Raw genomic sequence first — 21,024 nt, forward strand, 5'->3', positions numbered from 1 at the left:
GAATGAGTGACCCTCACCAGGGACACCCACGGCCGCGAACGGCTACTGCTCGTGCCGGTTGCCGCCACGGTATTCGGCGAGCAGCGCGAGCACCTGCGCCACCTGGAGCGGACCGGGCACACGGTGGTCGGCGATCGTGTCACCGCTGCCGCTCTTGAGCCCGACGTCGTGCGGCTGGAGGGTGGCGAAGGCGTCCTCGTCGGTGACGTCGTCGCCGGCGTAGAGAACCGCGTCCGCGTGGGTGTAGCCCCGCAGATGTTCGAGGGCCTCCCCCTTGGTGGTGGAGCGCACCGAGAATTCGAGGACGTTCTTTCCCTCGCGGATCTTGAGGTCGTCGAGCTCGGCCTGGGCCTCGCTCAGCGCCACGAGGTGCGCGACGCGGGAGTTGTGCTCGGTGGCAAGCCGGGTGTGCAGGGCAAAGCCGGCGGGCTTGGACTCGAGCCAGACCTGGTCGAACGAGTCGGCGACCTCGCCGAGCACCTCGTTGAGGACTCCCACGCGCTCGATCTCCGTGGAGTTCAGCGCCATCGAGTCATCCGGCGAATCGAGACGAATCTCGATGCCGTGAGATCCGACGAGCAGCGTCTCGTCGGGAAGATCGGTCACTGCCTCGAGGCTGGCGAGGGCACGTCCCGAGACTAGGGCGACGCGGGTGTTGGGAAGAGCGAGGAGCCCGAGTACAGCCGCGTGGGCCTCGGGAATCGCGCGGGCCTTCTCCGGGTCATCCACTTCCGGCGCCAGCGTGCCGTCAAAGTCGAGAGCGACGAGGAGTCGCTTCACCCGCGCTAATTCGTTGAGCGCTCCCACGAGTTCGCGGGAGAGCCCCTTTTCACTGACACTCACGGCCTGCGGATCCGATCAATTGTTGATTCGAGTTCGCCCAGCGGGTCGTCGTCGTCTTCGATGACGGCGGGGACGACGCGGGACTGGCGCAACGCGGTGAGGAAGTCGACCGACCAGCGGGAGACATCGAACCGCAGCACCTGCTTGCGCATGGATCGCATGCGCTTTGCCTGCTGCTCGCGCGGCATCTCGATCGCGTGGACAATCGCGTCCTTGAGGCCATCGATGTCGTGCGGGTTGATGCGCAGCGCGCGCTTGAGTTCGTCGGAGGCTCCGGTGAACTCGCTGAGCACCAGCACGCCGGTCTCGTCGAAGCGGCTTGCCACGTACTCCTTGGCGACGAGGTTCATTCCGTCGCGGAGGGCGGTGACGAGCATGACGTCGGCCGCGAGGTACAGGGCAACCATTTCTTCACGGGGGTAACCGTGGTGGTGGTAGCTGATGGCGGTGTGGCTGATCGTGGCGAAGTCACCGTTGATGCGGCCGACCGTGAGCTCGATTTCGTCCCGGAGCTGCATGTAGGCCTGCACGCGCTCGCGGCTCGGGCTGGCGACCTGCACGAGGGTGACGTCCTCGACCTCGAGGCGACCCTCCGAGAGGAGCTCGCCGTATGCCTTGAGGCGGTGACCGATCCCCTTGGTGTAGTCGAGACGGTCAACGCCGAGCATGATCGTCTTCGGATTGCCGAGACCCTCGCGGATCTCCTTCGCCCGGGCCTGCACGTCGGGGCGACGCGCCAGTTCTTCGAAACTCGAGGAGTCGATCGAGATCGGGAAGGCCTTGGCGAGCACCGTGCGCGGCTCTTCACCGGGAACCTCGATCAGCGGCGTCTTGGTGACGTAGCCCATGAGGCGACGAACGGCGCGGGCGAAGTTGCCCGCGTCGGCGACCCGCTGGAAGCCGATGACGTCGGCACCGAGAAGACCCTCGATGATCTGCTTGCGCCACGGAAGCTGCGAGTAGATGCCGTAGGGAGGGAACGGAATGTGGTTGAAGAACCCGATGGTGAGGTCGGGGCGGGCGGCACGGAGCATCTTGGGCACGAGCTGCAGTTGGTAGTCCTGCACCCAGACGACCGCGCCCGGAGCCGCGCTGGCGGCCGCGGCGTCGGCGAACCGCTGGTTGACCAGAACGTAGGACTCCCACCACTCGCGGTGGTAGCTCGGCGAGGAGATCACGTCGTGGTAGAGCGGCCACAGGGTGTCGTTGCTGAAGCCCTCGTAGTAGTTCTCGACCTCGTCCGCGGTGAGGGTGACGGGGATGATGTGAATGCCATCGCTGTAGAAGGGATCGAATTCGAGGTCGGCCTGGCCGGCCCATCCGACCCACGCACCGTCGGCGGCACGCATCACCGGCTCGAGCGCCGTGACGAGGCCACCCGGGGAATGCTCCCAGGTGGCGGTTCCGTCTGCCGCAACGACGCGGTCGACGGGGAGTCGGTTGGAGAGCACGACAAAGTCGTACTGTTCGGGATTGTCGTTCGTCATTATTTGCCTGTTCCGTGTGGACTGCTCTGCGCACCCTGCCCGGTAAGCCCACCCAAGGATACCAGCCGAGCTTTAGTCGAGGATTTGTGCCCGACACTCCACGATTGTTCCGCTGGACACCCCACGTTCAGGGTGTCCACCTAGGATGTGTTCAATGATCCGCGTCGGTATGAGCACCACATGCGTTTATCCCCTGCCACCCGAGCACGCCTTCCGGCTTGCCCACCTGGCGGGATACGACGGCGTCGAAGTGATGGTGACCAACGACACCGCCACGCAGGACCCCGAAGCGCTGAAGGCGCTGTCGAAGAAGTACAACCTTCCGGTGCTGTCCATTCACGCCCCCGTTCTGCTCCTCACCCACTTCGTCTGGGGACGCGATCCCCAGATCAAGCTGGACAAGTCCGCCGAACTCGCGCGCGCTGTCGGCGCCGACAGCGTCGTTGTGCACCCGCCGTTCCGCTGGCAGGCCTCCTACGCCCGGGACTTCGAGCGAATCGTGCGCGTCACCGCGAACAAGTACGACGTCGAGATCGCCGTCGAGAACATGTTTCCCTGGGGTGCCGGCGGACGAAGCCTGAAGGCGTACTCCCCCAGCTCTGACCCCACCAAGATGGACGTCGACTCGATGACCCTCGACTTCTCGCACGCGTCCCTGTCGGGTCGCGACTCGCTTGAGCTCGCCATGGCCATGGGCACCAAGCTGCGCCACGTGCATCTCTGCGACGGCTCCGGCTCGATGGACGAGGGAAAGATCTTCGACGAGCACCTGCTGCCGGGTCGCGGAAGCGAACCCGTTGCCGAGGTGCTCGAGTACCTGGTGCGCGAGAACTGGAACGGTTCCGTCGTCGCCGAGGTGAACACCCGCAAGGCGAAGACCGAGCAGGACCGCCTGGAACTGCTCGTCGAGACCCTGGCGTTCGCCCGGGACAAGCTCACGCCCATCGCTCCCGCACAGCCCGAGCCGGCTGCTCCGCCGGCGGGCACGGACGCGGCGCCCAACACCGTCGAGAAGCCCCAGGCCAACTAGCCCCGGCTCCCGTGTTACTGGGTCTCGGCCTTGCCGAGGCGCCAGTAGCCCATGAACGCCACACGGGATCGGTCGATGCCCGTCTCGGCGACAAGGAACCGGCGCAGCAGTTTGATGACGCCCGCCTCTCCGGCGAGCCACGCGTAAAAGTCGTGCCCCGCGGCGACGGGGGCGTTGGCCTGAACCTCGGGTGAATCCCAGAGCAGTTCCGTGTCGACATCGACATCGGCGAGGTCCTGGGGAGCGTGCTCGAGCGTCGGCATGATGAGGGCGTGGTGCTCGTCCACCCAGGCCCGAACCGCAGGATCCAGCCTGCTGCCGTGCGCCTGGTCGCCCCGCCCCAGCCAGACGACCCGGCACCCCTCGGCAACCGTCAGGGGCAGGAAGTCCTCTTCCGTCGGCACCTCAATGAACGCGGTGGCGTGGGTTCCGGACGGCAGGGATTCAAGAATGGAGCAGATGGCGGGAGCCGCCGTTTCGTCGCCGGCGAGCAGCAGGTGCGTGGCATCGCCCGGGTGCCAGTCGAGGCCGATCGCCCAGCCGGTGCTGCGGGAATCCGGACCGACAATCACGAGCTCGTCCCCGACCGTCGCGCCGAGCAGCCAACGGGCCGCCGGTCCCCCGTCGCCGTGGGAGACGAAGTCGACGTCCAGTTCGCGCTGCGCGGGACGGATCGCTCGCACGGTGTAGGTGCGGAAGGGGTTCTGCAGGTGCTCGGGCAGGGCACGCCAGCGCGCATACCAGTCGCCCTCGGCCAGCGACTTTTCGTCGCTCGCGCCGATGTCGCTCAGTCCGATTCCCGGCAGGGGCAGCAGCAGTTTGATCCGCTGATCGAGCCCGGCGGTGCCGAACGTCGCGAAATCATCCCCGGTGAAGGTGACCCGGGTGAAGTGCGGGGACAGCGACCGAAGCGCCGACACCCGCGCCACATATGGACGGTAGGCGGGTCGGTCATCGAGAACGACCGAGGAATCCCGCGAGGTAAGCATTACCTAAGTATGACAGCGGCCCCGTGGCATCCGCCTCGGAAAGCCCTGAGCACTGCCGGGCCGCCGCGCTACCGCGGGGATTGCCGGGCGCCAGCGCCTAGTCGGAGGTGGTGAGTTCCTGCAGCCCAAGGGTGCGCATGCCCGTGTCGACGAGATCGTCGACGATGGCGTTCGATGCAGGCGTGCGCAGGAAGAACTCGGAGTAGAACAGCGGCCCGATGAGGAGGGACAGCTGCAGCTGGGTGACGGGCCCGAGCAGCGAGCTGATCTCGTCGGTGCCCCCGACGCTGGAGGCGAGCACGATGTCGGCGGCGCGCTCGTCCTGCGCGGCCTGGCTGAGCAGCGCCGTCAGCGCCAGCGCGGTGACGGGTTCGTGCAGGTCGTTGCGGAGGGCCGTGAGGAACTCCTTGAGGATGTCCCGGGGCGACGCATTCTCGGACGGATCGACGACGATCCGAGTTCGGCGCACCCCGATGATGTCGCTCAGGATCTGCTGCATGGTTCCCCAGTGCACATAGAGCGTGCGTCGGGATACCTGCGCCTCGGCGGCCAGAGTGCTGAAGGTGAGCGGCTCGCCGGATGGAACAGCCAGCATGCCGATGGCCGTCTGCAGAACATGATCACGCGTGCGAGCTATCCGGGGGTCAGTCACAGCGGAAGCCTAGGGGTGAACATGATTCTTCGTCAAATACAACGCTGGGTCTTTTCCCACGCACCGTGATGATGTATGGCGCCGTCAGTCAGTCGCTCGCGGCCCGGGCGATCGCCGCGACGACGGGTCCAGCCACGCCGTAGTGGCGCATCCGGGCGAGCACATCGGGATCTCCCCCGTGGATTATGTCGTCGACGACTCCGGCGCCGAGCGCCTCCAGGTCGGTCGTGTCGTTGCCCCGCGCCTGGATGATCGCCAGCAGCAGGTCGTCGCGGTCGGACGTCGCCAGCACGGCATCGAGTTCGTCGCCGACGTCGAGGGCGGTGTCGGTGTCGACCGCAGCGCTCGAACCCGGACGCGCCGGCGGGGTGACCCCCGCGAGCACGTCCTGCCACCGCCAGAACCGGTCGGCGAGCCCGAGAAGATCGGGCCCGTCGCCGGCATAGCTGTCCTGATCGACCACGTGTCAGATCACCGCATCGCTCAGGCCGCTGCCGGCACGAGCCCCAGTGCCCGCGCCCGCCGCATGCGACCGAGGGCTGCGAACGACACGAGAACGCTGAGCGCACCGAAGACCAGAAGACCGAGGGCCGGCAGCACCACGGCACCGACGCTGCCGCCGGAGATGATCGCCTGCATTCCCGCGACCCCGTAGGTGAGCGGCAGGAAGGGACTGATCACCTGGAACGGCCCCGCGAGCAGCTGGATCGGGTACAACCCGCCGGTCGCGGTGATCTGGATGGCAAGCAGCACGATCGAGACCACCAGTCCGAACCGTCCGAGCCAGACACTGAGGAAGTAGTGGAAGGCGGTAAAGGCGACAGCCATCACCAGCGAGAACAGCAGGGTCGCTGGCAGCAGGGCCCACGAGACGTCGAGCGAGATGTGCAGGAGCGCGACGAGCAGCACCGCCTGCGCTGCCGCGATGATGCTCGCGCGACCGACAACCGACCGGGTGATGCGTCCGTTGGACGCGGTCGACGACAGCACACTGCGGGTCGTCGGGCGCAGCACGAGGAAGATGGCCAGGGCACCGATCCAGAGGCCAAGCGGCACGAACAGCGTGGCGATGATCTGCCCGATGGACGACACCTCGTTGTTGCGGTCGACCGTCAGCCCCACCGGGGACGCCGCGATCGTCGAGGCCGTCTTGGTCTGCGCCTCCGTGAACGAGGGCACCTGCGTGGCCCCGGACTTCAGTCCGTCAGCGAGGGTGCCCGCTCCGGTGGCCAGCGATGACGCGCCGTCCGCGGACTTCGCCACGCCGTCCTTCAGCGTGCCGAGCCCGGACGCGAGGCTCGTTCCGCCGGAACCAAGCGTGGTGAGCCCGCTCGCCAGCGAGCTCGCCCCGGACTGCAGGCTCGTGAAGCCGGACGCGAGACCCTTCGCTCCCGACTTCAGGCTCGAACCACTGGAGGCAAGTGTGTCGGCACCGGCGGCGCTTTTGCTTGCCCCCGCCGCAAGCTTGTCGAACGTCGTGTTGACGCCGCCCACGATGGCCGGGCCGTTACTCGCCGCCTTGGCGAGCGCGGACGACAGCGCCTGCACCGTCGCCTGCGCGGTCGGGTCTGTCGGGTTGGCCTTGAGGGTGGCCGCCGCGCGGGTCAGCTGGGCCGAAATCGCCGACACGCCTCCCGTGTAGTCCGGCAGGCCGAACGTGCTCGCATCGATTTTCGAGATGGATGACGCGAGCGTGTGCAGTCCGCTGGCCAGCGACCCCACTCCCCCGACGTAGCTACCGACACCACTGGCGAACTTGGTCGCTCCCGCTCCGGCGGTACCCGCTCCACTCGCGAGCTTGCTGGCTCCCGTGGCGGCGGACCGTGCCCCGTCGCCGAGCTTGGCGGCGCCGGACTGGGCCGACCCCACACCGTCGGTCACCTTATCGAGGCCCGACGAGAGACTCGTCGCGCCATCGGAGAGCTTGGCCGCTCCATCGGCAGCGTCCGACAGCGAGCCGCCGACAGTCCCGATGCTGGAATAGATGCCCGCGATGTACTGCTGCGTGATGGCGGTGCCGAACGTTGCCACCAGGCCGTCGCCCACGGTCTGCGCGACGGCGCCCGTGAGGTAGTTGTGCGAGTCATCCGTGCTGATGGTGATGTTCGCCTGCTGCGGGTCATCCCCCGACAGAGACGTGATCGACTTCGAGAAGTCTTCCGGCACCTCGAGGATCGCGTAGACCTTGCCGTCGGCGAGGAGCTTCTTGGCGTCCTTGTCGTTGGTGATGGTCCAGTCGAATCCCGGGGAGTCCTTGCCCGTGAGCTCGGTCACCAGCTGGCGACCGGCGAGGATCGTGCTCTTGGTGCCATCGGCCGCGGTGGTGGTGATCAGCTTGTCGTTGTTGACGATGGCCGCGGGAATCGCGTCGACACCCGACTTGACCTGCGACAGCGCGCCCACCACGAGTCCCGCGAACGCGAGGGGAACGAGCACGACCACCGCGAGCGCGGCGTTGCGGCGACGCTTGCCGCGCGGCGTGGAATCGGTTGACTGGCTCATACGGATGCCACCTCTCGGTTCAGGCTGTACAGGTCGATGGTGGTGATGGTGCGCGTCGTCGTGACGCGTTCGAGCGCCCGCGGCGGCAGCGGCGTGCCAACCGCGATGGTCGTGGTGTCCGGGGCGAGCCGGTCGAGAATCAGCAGGAAGGCGATCTCGTCGTTGACGTCGGCAAACGCGTCGAGCTGGTCGAGCATGACCACGGGCGTGCGCTCCGACAGGGAGATCACGGCGAGGGCGACCGCACGCTCGAGCTGCGGCAATTGCTCAACCTCGGTCTCCGCCGACAGGCGCATCGTGTTACCGGTGGTCGCCAGCGCGGAGTTGACCCTGTCGACCCACTCATCGGCCCGGCGGCGCAGTGAGCCACCCCGGTTTCGCGAGCCCGTCAGGCGCATCCGCTCCTGCAGAAGATCGCCGAACCGGCCGCGCACGTCCGATCTCTCGGACGCCCCGATGTCTTCGAGGGCGACGAGACGCAGGACGGCGGATGACTCGGACGGCAGCGGGTGACCCAGCACCTGCACGTGTCCGCTCAACGGTTTCAGACGCCCGGCCACCGTCGCGGCGAGGACCGCGCGGTCTGCGGCATCCCCGGCGACGCGCACGATCGTTCCCGCGGCGATGCCGAAGCTGATCGGACCGACCGTGGAGTCGCGTGCCCCGGCGACGAGGTAGTCGGCCGTGATCGCATCGGCGCGGTGCTGGTCTGCCCACTCGACTTCTTCGCGGTGGGCGCGGAGGTTCTCCCCCTCGATGTCGACGTTGGGCAGGATGCGCGACAACCACTTCGGCATCCACCAGGCCGCGTGGCCGAGCAGCGCCATCACGGCGGGAACGAGGGTCATGCGCACGAGGAACGCGTCCGCGAGGATGCCGACGGCAAGGCCGAGCGCGATGACCTTGATCACGCCGGCGCCCTCGGGCACAAACGCGGCGAAGACGAAGAACATGATGAGGGCAGCGGCGGTGACCACGCGGGCGGCGTTCGAGAAGCCCTTCACGATCGCCTGCCGCGGGTTACCCGTGTGCACGTAGGTTTCTCGCATTCCGGAGACGAGGAACACCTCGTAGTCCATCGCGAGACCGAAGAGCACGGCCATCAGCAGGATGGGCATGAAGCTGAGGATCGGGCCGGGCACGGCCCCCAGCGCGTCGGCGAACCAGCCCCATTGGAAGATCGCGACCACGACACCGAACGAAGTGAACACCGACAGCAGGAACCCGACGGCCGCCTTGATCGGCACGAAGACCGACCTGAACACCATCATGAGCAGGATGATCGAGAGTCCGACCACGATGATGCCGAACGGCACGAGCGCGTTGTTCAGCCGCGTCGAGATATCGATCTGCACGGCCGTTGCGCCCGTGACGGCGATGGACATGTCGTACTTCTTGTCGATGTCCGGGGCGATGTCGCGGATGGCGTTGACGAGGGTGGTGGTCTGGGGCGAGTCCGGCCCGCTCTTCGGGATGACCTGGATGATGGCGGTGTCGAGCGTCGCGTTCGGCAACCCCTGGCTCACGTAGGAGACGTCAGGGAGCTCGCGCAACTGGTCACCGACGGACTTCAGGTCATCGATGAACGTGGTGCTCTGCGTGATGTCGACGAGAACGATCAGCGGACCGTTGTGGCCGGGGCCGAAGGCATCGGAAATGGTGTCGTAGGACTCGCGGGCTACAGAGCCCTTCGGCTCGGAGCCGCCGTCCGGCAGCGCGAGCGTGAGGCTGAACGCGGGGATCGCGAGCGTCCCCAGGATCACGACGACAGCAACCACGGCGACGATCGGCGCCTTGAGCACGAGCTTCACCCAGCGCTCACCGAAGGAGACACGGGATGTCCCGTCCGTCGTAGCCCGGCGGTACGCGCGTGAACCCGGCTTGGCTGCCAGGCGTCCCTTCGCCAGTCCCATGATCGCGGGCAGGAGTGTCAGCGACACCAGGATCGCCACGAACACCGCGGCCGCCGCGGAGACCCCCATGGCACTGAGGAACGGGATCTGCACCACGAGCAGGCCGAGGAGCGCGATGATTACCGTCACACCCGCGAAGACGACCGAGCTGCCGGCGGTCGCCACCGCTGTAGCGGCGGAGTCCTCCGGTTCCATTCCGTTGGCCATCTGGTTTCGGTGCCGGGACAGGATGAACAGGGCGTAGTCGATACCGACCGCGAGCCCGATCATCAGGGCAAGCAGTGGGGTTGCGCTGGAGATGGTGGCGAAGGCAGAGACGGCGATGACCCCGCCGAGCGAGACGCCGATTCCGGTGATCGCCGTGATGAGGGGAAGGCCAGCCGCGAGCAGCGATCCGAAGGTGATGAACAGCACGACTCCGGCGAAGACGACGCCGATGATCTCCGTCGGGGTGATCCCGTACGTGGTGTCCTGGAACACCTGGCCGCCGAACCCGACGGTCATGCCCGCATCGGTGGCGATGGATCCGAGGCCTTGCACGTCCGAGAGGGTTGCGTCCGTGACATCCGCCGTCTGACCGGTGAATTGCACATTGATGATGCCGGTGGTGCCGTCCTCGGACACGGCATCGGTTGCGTACTCGCTGAAGGGCGAGACACCCTGCGAGACGCCCTTGATGTCGTCAAGTTTGTCGACGATCGAGTCGATCGCGGCCGTGTACTTCGGCTCCTCGAGCTTCGCGCCATCCTTCGTCTGCACGACGATCTGGGCGCTGGCGCCCGCCGTCTGCGGGAAGACCGCTGCAAGGCGGTCGATCGCGGTCTGCGATTCGGTGCCGGGGATCGCGAAGGACTCCTGCGTCTTGCCGCCGAGGGCCGCGCCACCGCCGAGGATTCCGATCATCAGGAGGATCCACACGATGATGACCGGCCACGGCCGGTTGTAGGAGAAACGCCCGAGGCGGTAGAGAAGGGTGGCCATCAGATGAGCTCCTGGATTGCGGCGGGGCGGACGGGTACGGGGGCGAGCAGTTCGGTGAGAACGGTGATGAGGGCGGGGCGGATGTCGGCGAGCGGCTCGGTCTCGGGACCGAAATTCTCTTCAGTGGCCAGGACGTAGGCGGCACCTCCGAGGGCGATGCCGAACCGGAGGCGATCGACGGGCGAGTCGACGTTCGAGTGGAAGTAGCTCGCCAGCCGAACCACGATGAGGTTCGCCCGGTCGATCACCGGTACGTCTTCGAGCGAACGTGCCTGGTTGATGAACAAATGCACCTCGAGGCGGTAGGCAAGCAGGAAGTCGACGAAGTCGGTGATGAAGGCACGGCGGGTCTGGTCGTTCAGGGGCGCCCCCTCGATCGAGTCGAGGATCACCTCCATGCGGTCGAGTGCCGGCGAGATCCCGGCCTCGAGCAGCGCCTCCTTGGACGCAAAGTGGTACAGCACACTCGACTTCGACAGTCCCGCTACCTCGGCGATGCGTTGCAGCGACGTCGCGCCGTACCCGGCGCGAGCGAATTCGGACAGCGCAATGGCGCGCAGATCATCGTGACTCGACATGGGAATTACGCTAACTGACCGATCGGACAGTTTCTGACCGATCGGTCAGTTAACAGCGGATTGCCAGCCCCGTCCGGCGCTCCGGCCCGGGTCGTGCGCTACCCAGGCGGGGGTCAGTGCACCAGCGCGAGCAGCAGCGTCGCCGGGATCACCGTCAGCGGCACCACCAGCAGGCCGAGCGCCGCGTACCGCCACCACGAGATCGTGACGTCCAGCGACTTCAGCCGGTCGTGCCACAGCAGCGTCGCCAGCGATGCCCAGGGGGTGATGAGCGGTCCGGCGTTGACGCCGATCAGCAGCGCCGCCAGCCGGAGCGGATCGCCCGCCACCGGCTCGAGGGCGAGATAGGCCGGCAGGTTGTTGACGACGTTGGCCCCGGCGACACCCAGCCCCGTCAGCCGCAGCAGATCGGCCACGCCCGTGCCCTGCCCCGCGATCGACAGCAGGAAGTCGGTGAGGCCCAGCGAGTGGGCGGCCTCGATGACGAGGAAGAGACCGGATGCCAGGAGCACGAGTTGCCACGGAAGCAGGCCAAACTTCAGCACAGCCGGCCGGCGTGCCAGAAAGAATCCCCCGAGGACCACCGCCGCGATGACCGCGGGGATCCACACCTCAACTCCGGATACGAGCGCGGGCACCAGCAGGGCGACGACGATGCCGCTCACGATGAGCAGCACACGGTCGTCGGGACGGTCGCCATCGCCGGGTTCGTACCTGCGCAGCAGGTCTTTGCGGTACACGAGGAAGAGGACGACAGAGGGAATGACGATCGCCACGATCGCCGGAACCGCCATCAGGGCGGCGAACTGCGCGGGGCCGCCGAGGTCGAGCTCGCGTTCGGCCAGCAGGTTGGTGAGGTTCGAGACGGGCAGCAGCAGCGACGCGCTGTTGGCAAGCCACACCGTCGTCAGGGCGAACGGGATGGGCGGAAGACCGACGTGTCGCGCCAGCAACACCACAACGGGAGTGAGGAGCACGGCGGTGGTATCCAGCGACAGGAAGATGGTGCTGGCGGACGCGAGCAGCACCACGAGAATCCACAGCAGCCACGCGCGATCCAGACCCCACACGGCGAGGCGCTCGGCGATCACCGTGAACAGCCCGGCCTCGGCCGCCAGCTCGGTCACCACGGTGATGGCGACAACAAACAGCAGGATTGGCCAGACGCGGTCCGCCACTGCCAGCGCGTCATCCACCGGCAAAATCCGCACGGCGATGGCGACGAATCCGAGCACCAAGAGGGCAACACCGAGGAGTGCAGAGCGCACGGCCATCCCTTCGCCGGACGTCGTTCCGGGTGTCATCGCGAGTCGACACGGTGGCATCGATGGCGTGCGAGCGTAATTGCTCCCTCGAATTGTGTGCCCCCGGCCGATCCGGGTCAAGTTAGGTCACCCGCACCCTAGAATCGGCGCATGAAAACGAGTTTCGTGACCTCCCTGTACCAGCCAGAGGGCCGCTCCGTCACCGGCGTACCCGTTCCCGAGTCGGCGATCGACGAGCTCGGCGCCGGTAAGAAGCCCGCGGTGACCATCACCGTGCGCGGAGCGTCCATGGCCGAGTCCTTCGTCTACCGCAGCACCGTCGCATCGATGGGCGGGCAGTTCCTCATCTCGTTCAGTTCTGCGTCGCGGGATGCCACGGGGTTGAAGGCCGGCGACGAGATCGACGTCACCCTCGAGCTCGATGATCAGCCCCGCACCATCGAGACCCCACACGACCTGATGAGCTCCCTCACCGAGGCCGGGTTGCTGGATACCTTTCTCGGGCTGTCCTACTCGAAGCAGCGTGGATACGTGGAGCCGATCGAGGCGGCGAAGACGGTGGAGACCCGGCAGCGTCGCGTGGAGAAGGTCGTCACCGACCTCTCCGGCTCCTGACACCCGCCACCCGATCACTACCACCCGGCCGCGACGCGGTACAGGCCCGGCGGCCGAGTCGCGCGCACCAGCGCCGCGGGGGTAGCGTTAATACGACAATCCCGAGGAGACTTCGTGCGCAAATTCATCTTTAGCGGCAGCATCATCAGTGCAATCTTCGGAGGCTTCAGCACGATTCAAGCCACCCGCAAGGGTCCGCGCGACTGGCGCACCATCCTCATGTGGGTCAGCTGGATCTCCACGCTGGCGATCGCCATCGGCTCCGTCATCATCGAGGCCAACGACCAGAACGAGCTGGACGACTAACCATGTTCAGCCACTCGATGGGGTTTGGGTTCGGGCACGTCATTGCGACGGTGCTGTACGGGGCATTCGCCCTGTTCGTCCTCGCGGTCCTCATCGGGCTGGTGATCCTTCTCGTTCGTTTCCTCCTGGTAGCGACGACCGCGGCGCAGATCTACGTGGCCAAGAATCGGCCTGCCGCGACGCCGACCCCGCCCGGAGGCTCGGCGACGCATCCCGCGCCGACCCCGCACGCGCCGTCCGCACCGACCGCTGCGGCTCCGACAGCGACGGTCTCCCCGGCGAGCCCGGGCGCAGCCACCTCGTCGGCTACTCCCGCGTCCACCCCTCCCGCGGCGACCCCTGCCACGACACCGGCGGCGGATGGCCCGTCCGACGCAGCGACTCCCGGTGCTGGCGATGACGCCCCGGCGTGGGGCGCGGTGTTCCCCGACGCCGGCGGACCCGCGACGATGCCCGCGATTCCGGACCCCGAAGCACCTGCGGCACCCAGCACGCCCGCACCCCGGGCCACCCGGTCCCCCGCCGCAAAGCCCGCCACGACCAAGCCGGCCACGAAGCCGCGGACGCCGCGCACTCCCCCCGCACCGCCGGCGTCACCCGTCGAGTAACGCCGGCACGGGTCATCCGCTCTCCGCATGCGGCGGCAGGGTGGGGACCCGACTCCCGCTACGACAGGAAGCCGCGGAGCAACGCCGCCGATCCCTCGAGGTGCTCGCGCATTGCCTCGATCGCCCGGGCGGAATCCCCCGTGAGGATCGCGACGACGATGGCCTCGTGCTGCTCGTTGGAGTGGTCGATGTTCGGCCCGAGCAACGGGATGCTGCCGAGCAGTTCGTTGACGCGCGTGCGGTTGTCCGCCAGCAGCGGCACAAGCGATGGCGTTCCGGCCAGCTCGCCAATCGTCAGGTGCAGGCGGGAGTCGAGACGGCGGTAGTCGGCGGCGGACGCGGCGGCGGTCTCCCCCAGGCGGCGCCACAGTAGATCCCTGTCGGCGGCCGACAGGCTCTTGCCCGCGACAGCGCGCACCGCGCCGATCTCGAGGATCTCGCGCAGGCCAAGCACGTCCTCGATCTCGTCCGCGTCAAGGGGTTCGTCAGTCGCGGCCACCTCGGGAAGCACGTCGGTGACGAAGGTGCCGCCATAGCGACCGCGCTTGCTCACCAGGTAGCCGGCCTTGGCGAGCTCGGCGATGGCCTCCCGTACGGTGTCGCGGCTCACCGAGAACTTCGCGGCAAGATCACGCTCGGGCGGGAGTGCCTCCCCCGGTGCCACGATGCCGAGCCGGATGGTTTGCAGCAGGCGCGCCACTGTATCTTCGAACGCGTTTCCGCTGCGCACGGGCCGGAAGAGCGCGTCCGCGACATGGTCGCTCGCCGTGGTCTCCTCGACCGGGAACGGGTCTGTGGTGGGTGTCATGGGAACGCTTACAGCGGGGTGACGTAGGCCGAGCTGATGCCTCCATCGACCAGGAACGTGGACGCCGTGATGAAGCTTGCATCATCGCTGGCGAGGAACGCGACGGCGGCCGCCAGCTCCTCGGGCTCGGCGAAACGACCGACGGGGATGTGCACGAGCCGGCGCTGGGCGCGCTCCTGGTCGGCGGCGAACAGCTCCTGCAACAGGGGCGTGTTCACCGGCCCGGGGCACAGCGCGTTGACCCGGATGCCCTGACGTGCGAACTGCACACCGAGCTCCTTGGTCATCGCCAGTACACCGCCCTTGGACGCCGTGTAGGAGATCTGGCTCGTCGCCGACCCCATGACGGCGACGAACGACGCGGTGTTGATGATGGAGCCAGACTGCTGCTCCACCATGTGACGCAGGGCTGCCCGCGAGCACAGGTAGACCGACTTCAGGTTGACGTCCTGCACGCGCTCCCAGGCCGGCAGCTCGGTCGTCTCGATCGAGTCGTCGTCGGGCGGGGAGATGCCGGCGTTGTTGAACGCGATGTCGACGGAACCATAGGTCGACTTCGTGAGGTCGAACAGGTTATTCACCTGGGCCTCGTCGGTGACGTCGACCTGAATGAACATGCCCTCCACCAGGTCGCCAGCGGCCTGCCCGGTCTCGGGGTTGAAGTCGCCGATGACGACCGTCGCTCCCTCCGCCGCGAACCGCTTGGCCGTCGCAAGCCCAATGCCGCTCGCGCCTCCCGTGATGACGGCGACCTTGCCCGCCAGTCGCTGGGTAAGGTCAATTCTCGCGATGCTCATTCGTGGTGCTCCTTGCTGTGGGGTGCGCTAGTCGGTGCTGATGAAAACATTTTTGGTTTCGGTGAAAGCGGATGCCGCGTCGGGCCCGAGCTCGCGCCCCAGGCCGCTCTGCTTGAACCCACCAAACGGGGTGGAGTACCGCACGGACGAGTGCGAGTTGACCGACAGGTTGCCGCTCTCGACACCCCGGGATACCCGCAGCGCGCGTCCGATATCGCGCGTCCAGATCGATCCCGACAGCCCGTAAACGCTGTCATTGGCCTGCGCGATGGCGTCGGCCTCGTCGTCGAAGGGCTGCACCGTCACGACGGGGCCGAAGATCTCATCGGTCACGGCCCGGTCGGTGCGCGATTCGGGCAGGAGCACGGTGGGAGGAAACCAGAAGCCCGGTCCGGATGGCGCGCTGCCGCGGAATGCCACGCGCGAGTCATCCGTCACAAAAGATGACACCCGGTCGATATGGGTCTTCGAGACCAGGGGACCCATCTCGGTACCGTCGTCGCCGGGCGAGCCGACGCGCACCCCCTGCACCGCGGGTTCGAGGAGCTCGAGGAACCGGTCGTACACACTGCGCTCGACGAGGATGCGGCTGCGGGCGCAGCAGTCCTGGCCCGCGTTCTCGAACACGGCGTAGGGCGCCGTGGCCGCGGCCTTCTCAAGATCGGAGTCGGCGAAGATCACGTTGGCACTCTTGCCGCCGAGCTCGAGCGTGACGGCCTTCACCTGCTCGGCGCAGCCGGCCATCACGCGCTTGCCGACCGCGGTCGATCCGGTGAAGACGACCTTGCGCACGCCGGGATGGGCGACAAAGCGTTCCCCCACCACATCGCCGCGGCCCGGCAGTACCTGGAATAGCCCCTCCGGCAGCCCGGCATCGAGCGCGAGCTGGCCGAGGCGTAGTGCGGTGAGCGGCGTCCATTCGGCGGGCTTCAGCAGCACGGCGTTGCCAGCGGCAAGCGCGGGGGCGAATCCCCACGCGGCGATCGTCATCGGGAAGTTCCACGGCACGATCACCCCGACGACCCCGAGCGGCTCGAGGAAGGTGACGTCGATTCCGCCTGCCACGGGGATGGTCTTGCCGATCATCCGTTCCGGGGCCGCCGAGTAGTAGTTGAGCACGTCGCGAACGTGTCCGGCTTCCCACCGCGCCTGGGAGATGGGATGACCCGAATTGCGCACTTCCAGCCAGGCGAGTTCCTCGATCGCGTCGCCGACGGTCAGCGCGAACTGGCGCAGCGCAGCGGCACGGTCTGCCGGGGCGAGCGCGGCCCACGCGCGCTGGGCGGACATCGCGTGGCGGACCGCGTCATCCACCTCCTCCACGGTGGTGTGCGTGATCGTGCGCAACGTGGTTTCGTCGGCGGGGTTGATGAGGGTGATGTCAGGCACGGTATTCCTTTGCTGCTGCGACGAGACCGGCGAACAGACGCAGGTCGTCCCCGGTCTCCTCGGGGTGCCATTGCACGGCGACGCCGAAGGGCACGGACGGTAGTTCGACGGCCTGGATGATGCCGTCGTCGGAGTGCGCGGTGACCCGCAGCCCGTCCGCCAAACGATCGACCGCCTGGTGGTGGTAGACCTTCGCCTCGACGCTGGCGCCGACGAGTTCACCCAGCTGGGTGTCCTCCTCCACCGCGACGGTGATCGAGTTGAACTGGCCACCACCAAGGTTGTACTTGGTGCTGCCGACCACGTCGGGAAGGTGCTGCGTGAGCGTGCCGCCCAGCGAGACGTTGAGCACCTGGGCGCCCCGGCAGATACCGAGGAAGGGAAGTTCGCGGTCGATCGCAGCCCGCAGCAGCGTGTCCTCCCACGCGTCCCGGTCGAGCCGGGGCGTGTCGGTGGTGGGGTGCGGCTCCTGGCCGTACCGGGCCGGGTCGACGTCCTTGCCTCCCGTGATGATGAGCCCGTCCAGTCCGTCGAGCACCGCGCTGGCTATCTCGTCGGAGACCGGCTGCGGTGGCAGCAGTACGGCGATGCCGCCCGCGCGCGTCACCGCGTCCAGGTACACCGCGGGCAGGAACGATGCAGGCACGTTCCACACGCCCGTTGACGCCTGCTCGAGGTAGGTGGTGAGGCCGATGATTGGACGCCGGGCACGGGCGTCCGCCCGGGGCCGGGTGTCAGAAACGCTCGAACCCACGGACCCTCTCCCAGTCGGTAATCGCGGCGTCGTACGCCTGCTGTTCGATCCGCGCGTTGTTGAGGTAGTGCTCCACCACGTCGGCGCCGAAGGCCTCGAGCGCGACCTCGGAGGTGGCGAAGAGCGCGGCGGCATCCCGCAGCGAGGTCGGCACCCGCGGGGCATCCGATCCGTAGGCGTTTCCCTCGAAGAGCGGCTCCAGTTCCAGCTCGTTCTCGATGCCGTAGAGACCACCGGCGATGAGTGCCGCGACGGCGAGGTACTGGTTCACGTCTCCTCCGGGCACCCGGTTTTCGACCCGCAGGCTCTGCCCGTGGCCGACGACCCGCAACGCGCAGGTGCGGTTGTCCAGGCCCCAGGCGATCGCGGTCGGGGCGAAGCTGCCCTCGACGTAGCGCTTGTAGGAGTTGATATTGGGGGCGAAAAACAGGCTGAGTTCACGCGTCGTCTTGATGAGTCCGGCAAGCCAGTGCTCCATGAGCTTGGAGAACCCGTAGGGGCCGTCGCCCGCCATCACCGGGGACCCGTCGACGCCGCGCACGCTGAGGTGGATGTGGCAGCTGTTGCCCTCGCGCTCGTTGAACTTGGCCATGAACGTCAGCGACTTTCCGTGCTGGTCGGCGATTTCCTTCGCCCCGTTCTTGTAGATCGAGTGGTTGTCGCAGGTCGCCAGCGCCGGCGCGTAGCGGAAGGCGATCTCCTGCTGACCGAGGTTGCACTCGCCCTTCACTCCCTCGCAATACATCCCCGCGCCATCCATTCCATTGCGGATGTCCCGGAGCAGGGGCTCCATGCGGGTCGAGGCCAGCAGTGCGTAGTCGATGTTGTAGTCCGTGGCGGGGGTGAGCCCGGTGTAGTTCTTCGCCCACGCCGAGCGATAGGTGTCATCGAACACAATGAACTCGAGCTCGGTGCCGACGAACGGCACGAGGCCGCGTTCCGCCAGGCGGGCGATCTGCTTCTTGAGGATCTCGCGGGGGCTCGGGTCGACGGGCTTCTCGTCCAGCCAGGTGAGGTCGGCCATCACGAGGGCCGTGCCCGGCAGCCAGGGGATGACCCGGAGCGTGTCGAGATCCGGCATCATCGCCATGTCGCCGTAGCCCTTTTCCCACGAGGAGATCTTGTAGCCGTCGACGGTGTTCATCTCCACGTCGACAGCCAGAAGGTAGTTGCAGCATTCGGCGCCGTGCTCCGCCAACTCCTCCATGAACAGGCGGGCCGAGGCACGCTTACCGACCAGCCGTCCCTGCATGTCGGTGAAGGCGATGATGACGGTGTCGATCTCCTTGGCGCTCACCAGCGCGCCGAGCTCATCGATGGTGAGGTTTCCGGATCGGGATGTTGCAGCAAGGCTAGTCATGGCGCATTTCTCCTCATCGAGCCGTTTGTCCGACCATTACACCACAGCCGTCGACCGGCAAATCCTTGGTTTGTAACGAGCTGTTTACATCCAAAGGTAGACACCCGTACCAATAGACGCCAAGCTCTCGGATAATTCACAACTATGTTCCGCTGGAGGAATGAATGGCTGCGACACAGGACACAAGGGCGTCATCCGGGGTTACGTACACGAAGGCCGAGGCCGGCTACTTCGACAAGCGCAGCCTGAAACGCACCGCGGGAGTGTGGGGCCTGTGGGGCATCGGCATCGCCGCGGTCATCTCCGGAGACTTCTCCGGATGGAACCCGGGTCTCGGCCAGGCGGGGTGGGGCGGCCTTCTCATCGCCACCCTCGTCATCATCGTCATGTTCTTCACCATGATCTTCTCGATCGGTGAGATGTCGGCGGCCATGCCCCATACCGGCGGCGCCTACTCGTTCTCCCGTGCTGCCATGGGCCCATGGGGTGGATTCATCACGGGACTCGCGGAGACCATCGAGTATGTCGTGACGACCGCGGTCGTCGTGCTGTTCTCGGCCTCCTACCTCAACAGCATCACGACCATCCTCTTCAACTTCGACCTCGCGGGCCCGAACCTCATGTGGATCTGGTGGCTCGTGCTGTACGCCATCTTCATCGGCCTCAACTCGCTCGGCGCCTCGGTCGGCTTCAAGTTCGCCCTCGTCGTGGCCATCATCTCCATGGCAGTTCTGCTGCTCTTTGCGGTGCTGGCCGTCGTCAACGGCGCGCTCGACTTCTCGCGCGTGTTCGACATCGCCCCCACCGAGGGCAACACCGACTTTCTTCCGTTCGGCGTGATGGGCATCTTCTTCGCCCTGCCGTTTGCCATCTGGTTCTTCCTCGGAATCGAGGAGCTGCCGCTCGCGGCCGAGGAAGCCACGAACCCGACAAAGGACATCCCCAAGGCCGGCGTCTGGGGAATCATCACCCTGGCGTTCTTCGGCCTGCTCGTGCTCTTCCTCAACCCGGCAGTGACCGGATCCAAGGCGCTGACGGTCTCGCCGGGCGACGGCGACGAGCCCCTTCTCGCTGGGTTCCGCGCCTTCCTTCCCGACAGCGTCGCGGCGGTGCTGGCGCTGTTCGCACTCATCGGCCTGCTCGCGTCCCTGCAGGGAATCATGTACGCCTACGGACGCAACATGTACTCGCTGTCCCGCGCCGGGTATTACCCGAAGTTCCTCTCGCTCACCGGCCGCAAGCACCAGACCCCGTGGGTCGCCCTCGTGGTCGGCGGCGCGATCGGTTTTGTCATTCTCATCGCCGTCACCGCCATCGGGTCGGCGAACGAAGACATCGGAGCGGCCGCGACCGGGATCATCCTGTTCATCGCCGTGTTCGGGGCCGTCATCTCGTACATGATGCAGATGGTCTCGTACATTGTGCTGCGCAAGAAGTTCCCCAACGCCAAGCGTCCCTACACGAGCCCCACCGGAATCACCGGGGCCGTCGTCGCCGGAATCATCGCGTTTGCGTCATTCCTGGGAATCCTGCTCGCTCCCACCTTCACGCTCGCGGTGGTCACCTTCGTTGTCATCTTCGTCGTGGGCATCGTGATCTTCGCGCTGGTGGGCCGGCACCGTCTCATCCTCTCGCCGGAGGAGGAATATGCGCTCAGCGGCGGCCTCCACGGTGACCCACAGACGGAGGGATACGACGCCATGGAATCCGAGGTCTTCGAGACCAAGTAACGCGACCCCCAGAAGGGCGACACGCCCGGACCGTTGTCCGGCGTGTCGCCCTTCTGTTGTGCCGGAGCGGGCAGAGAATTAGCGCAACTCGCCACGAAAGGCCAATTCAGTGGTTAAACTTCCCCGGTTCCTCCGTCCCGCCGTCACCCGGCCCACCGACGAAGCAGTACAGGCAATGGTCTACGACCTGGTGCGCGAGAAATTCCTGCACAACCTCGGTCCCGACGGGTCGTTCACCATCACCATGCGCAAGAAGGACGACGACGACGCGTTCTTCAGCGAGACCCTGGCCGAAACGATCGCGTGGGCCGTGGCATCCAATCTCACCCTGCACACGGCAGCGACGCCAACGCACATAATCCTGCCGACCACGGCGCCGATCACCGTCCCCACCCGCCTCTCCGCCTGACACCCCGC

The 21,024-nt window shown here is 66.8% G+C and carries 20 protein-coding genes; 6 read left to right on the forward strand and 14 right to left on the reverse strand.

Annotated elements, in window-relative coordinates; translation table 11 throughout:
• Positions 1–42 precede the first annotated feature (42 nt).
• Together otsB and HB677_RS03210 are read right to left on the reverse strand one after the other, a co-directional pair.
• Positions 43–843 (reverse strand): trehalose-phosphatase, encoded by an 801-nt coding sequence (otsB, locus tag HB677_RS03205; protein ID WP_213814230.1) that lies wholly within the window; start codon positions 841–843, stop codon positions 43–45.
• A complete protein-coding gene (locus HB677_RS03210; RefSeq protein WP_213814231.1) occupies positions 840–2,330 on the reverse strand; it encodes a trehalose-6-phosphate synthase in 1,491 nt (496 codons plus the stop codon). Before HB677_RS03210 ends, otsB begins: the two co-directional genes overlap by 4 nt.
• Positions 2,331–2,499: 169 nt before the next feature.
• Between HB677_RS03210 and HB677_RS03215 the strand changes: the two genes are divergently transcribed.
• Entirely contained in the window at positions 2,500–3,360 is an 861-nt protein-coding gene (locus HB677_RS03215) for a sugar phosphate isomerase/epimerase family protein (protein WP_374193761.1), read from the forward strand.
• Between the two features lie 14 nt (positions 3,361–3,374).
• On the opposite strand, the gene HB677_RS03220 is transcribed toward HB677_RS03215, so the two are convergent.
• The 7 genes from HB677_RS03220 to HB677_RS03250 form a co-directional block, all read right to left on the reverse strand.
• On the reverse strand, positions 3,375–4,349 hold the full coding sequence (locus HB677_RS03220; RefSeq protein WP_213814233.1) for a siderophore-interacting protein: 975 nt from the start codon (positions 4,347–4,349) through the stop codon (positions 3,375–3,377).
• Positions 4,350–4,446: 97 nt separating this feature from the next.
• Entirely contained in the window at positions 4,447–5,001 is a 555-nt protein-coding gene (locus HB677_RS03225; protein WP_213814234.1) for a TetR/AcrR family transcriptional regulator, read from the reverse strand.
• An 88-nt stretch (positions 5,002–5,089) separates the two neighbouring features.
• Positions 5,090–5,464 (reverse strand): hypothetical protein, encoded by a 375-nt coding sequence (locus HB677_RS03230; RefSeq protein ID WP_213814235.1) that lies wholly within the window; start codon positions 5,462–5,464, stop codon positions 5,090–5,092.
• 20 nt (positions 5,465–5,484) lie between these two features.
• Positions 5,485–7,503: a YhgE/Pip domain-containing protein gene (locus tag HB677_RS03235; protein WP_213814236.1), complete on the reverse strand. Its 2,019-nt coding sequence runs from the start codon at positions 7,501–7,503 to the stop codon at positions 5,485–5,487.
• Positions 7,500–10,397 carry an MMPL family transporter gene (locus HB677_RS03240; protein ID WP_213814237.1) on the reverse strand — a complete coding sequence of 966 codons (2,898 nt, stop codon included), beginning with the start codon at positions 10,395–10,397 and terminating at the stop codon, positions 7,500–7,502. The genes HB677_RS03235 and HB677_RS03240 overlap by 4 nt, the downstream gene beginning before the upstream one ends.
• Positions 10,397–10,975, reverse strand: coding sequence for a TetR/AcrR family transcriptional regulator (locus HB677_RS03245; RefSeq protein ID WP_213814238.1), 579 nt, complete (start codon positions 10,973–10,975; stop codon positions 10,397–10,399). The genes HB677_RS03240 and HB677_RS03245 overlap by 1 nt, the downstream gene beginning before the upstream one ends.
• A 113-nt stretch (positions 10,976–11,088) precedes the next feature.
• Positions 11,089–12,243 carry an SLC13 family permease gene (locus HB677_RS03250; RefSeq protein ID WP_213814239.1) on the reverse strand — a complete coding sequence of 385 codons (1,155 nt, stop codon included), beginning with the start codon at positions 12,241–12,243 and terminating at the stop codon, positions 11,089–11,091.
• Between the two features lie 147 nt (positions 12,244–12,390).
• Here HB677_RS03250 and HB677_RS03255 point away from each other — a divergent pair, with 147 nt between their 5' ends.
• The 3 genes from HB677_RS03255 to HB677_RS03265 all read left to right on the forward strand — a co-directional run bounded on the left by HB677_RS03255 (position 12,391) and on the right by HB677_RS03265 (position 13,769).
• The gene (locus HB677_RS03255; RefSeq protein ID WP_213814240.1) at positions 12,391–12,855 is read left to right on the forward strand and encodes a YdeI/OmpD-associated family protein; all 465 of its coding nucleotides are present in this window, start codon (positions 12,391–12,393) and stop codon (positions 12,853–12,855) included.
• Between the two features lie 114 nt (positions 12,856–12,969).
• Positions 12,970–13,161, forward strand: coding sequence for a hypothetical protein (locus tag HB677_RS03260; protein WP_213814241.1), 192 nt, complete (start codon positions 12,970–12,972; stop codon positions 13,159–13,161).
• 2 nt (positions 13,162–13,163) lie between these two features.
• The gene (locus tag HB677_RS03265; RefSeq protein ID WP_213814242.1) at positions 13,164–13,769 is read left to right on the forward strand and encodes a hypothetical protein; all 606 of its coding nucleotides are present in this window, start codon (positions 13,164–13,166) and stop codon (positions 13,767–13,769) included.
• A gap of 58 nt (positions 13,770–13,827) precedes the next feature.
• On the opposite strand, the gene HB677_RS03270 is transcribed toward HB677_RS03265, so the two are convergent.
• From HB677_RS03270 to HB677_RS18265, 5 genes are read right to left on the reverse strand one after another with little or no spacing between them, the layout of a single operon-like run.
• Positions 13,828–14,577 (reverse strand): FadR/GntR family transcriptional regulator, encoded by a 750-nt coding sequence (locus HB677_RS03270; RefSeq protein ID WP_213814243.1) that lies wholly within the window; start codon positions 14,575–14,577, stop codon positions 13,828–13,830.
• Positions 14,578–14,585: 8 nt separating this feature from the next.
• Positions 14,586–15,374: a 3-oxoacyl-ACP reductase gene (locus HB677_RS03275; RefSeq protein ID WP_213814244.1), complete on the reverse strand. Its 789-nt coding sequence runs from the start codon at positions 15,372–15,374 to the stop codon at positions 14,586–14,588.
• A 27-nt stretch (positions 15,375–15,401) separates the two neighbouring features.
• Entirely contained in the window at positions 15,402–16,763 is a 1,362-nt protein-coding gene (locus HB677_RS03280; protein ID WP_213814245.1) for an aldehyde dehydrogenase family protein, read from the reverse strand.
• Entirely contained in the window at positions 16,756–17,517 is a 762-nt protein-coding gene (locus HB677_RS03285) for a gamma-glutamyl-gamma-aminobutyrate hydrolase family protein (protein ID WP_307852464.1), read from the reverse strand. The genes HB677_RS03280 and HB677_RS03285 overlap by 8 nt, the downstream gene beginning before the upstream one ends.
• Positions 17,498–18,877, reverse strand: coding sequence for a glutamine synthetase family protein (locus HB677_RS18265; protein ID WP_255546149.1), 1,380 nt, complete (start codon positions 18,875–18,877; stop codon positions 17,498–17,500). Before HB677_RS18265 ends, HB677_RS03285 begins: the two co-directional genes overlap by 20 nt.
• Positions 18,878–19,041: 164 nt before the next feature.
• On the opposite strand from HB677_RS18265, the gene HB677_RS03290 reads away from it, so the two are divergent.
• Positions 19,042–20,607 (forward strand): amino acid permease, encoded by a 1,566-nt coding sequence (locus tag HB677_RS03290; RefSeq protein ID WP_213814247.1) that lies wholly within the window; start codon positions 19,042–19,044, stop codon positions 20,605–20,607.
• A gap of 109 nt (positions 20,608–20,716) precedes the next feature.
• On the forward strand, positions 20,717–21,016 hold the full coding sequence (locus HB677_RS03295; RefSeq protein WP_213814248.1) for a hypothetical protein: 300 nt from the start codon (positions 20,717–20,719) through the stop codon (positions 21,014–21,016).
• Positions 21,017–21,024: the final 8 nt, after the last annotated feature.

It is taken from the genome of Glaciihabitans sp. dw_435 (genome assembly GCF_018449675.1).
Classification (GTDB): domain Bacteria; phylum Actinomycetota; class Actinomycetes; order Actinomycetales; family Microbacteriaceae; genus Glaciihabitans.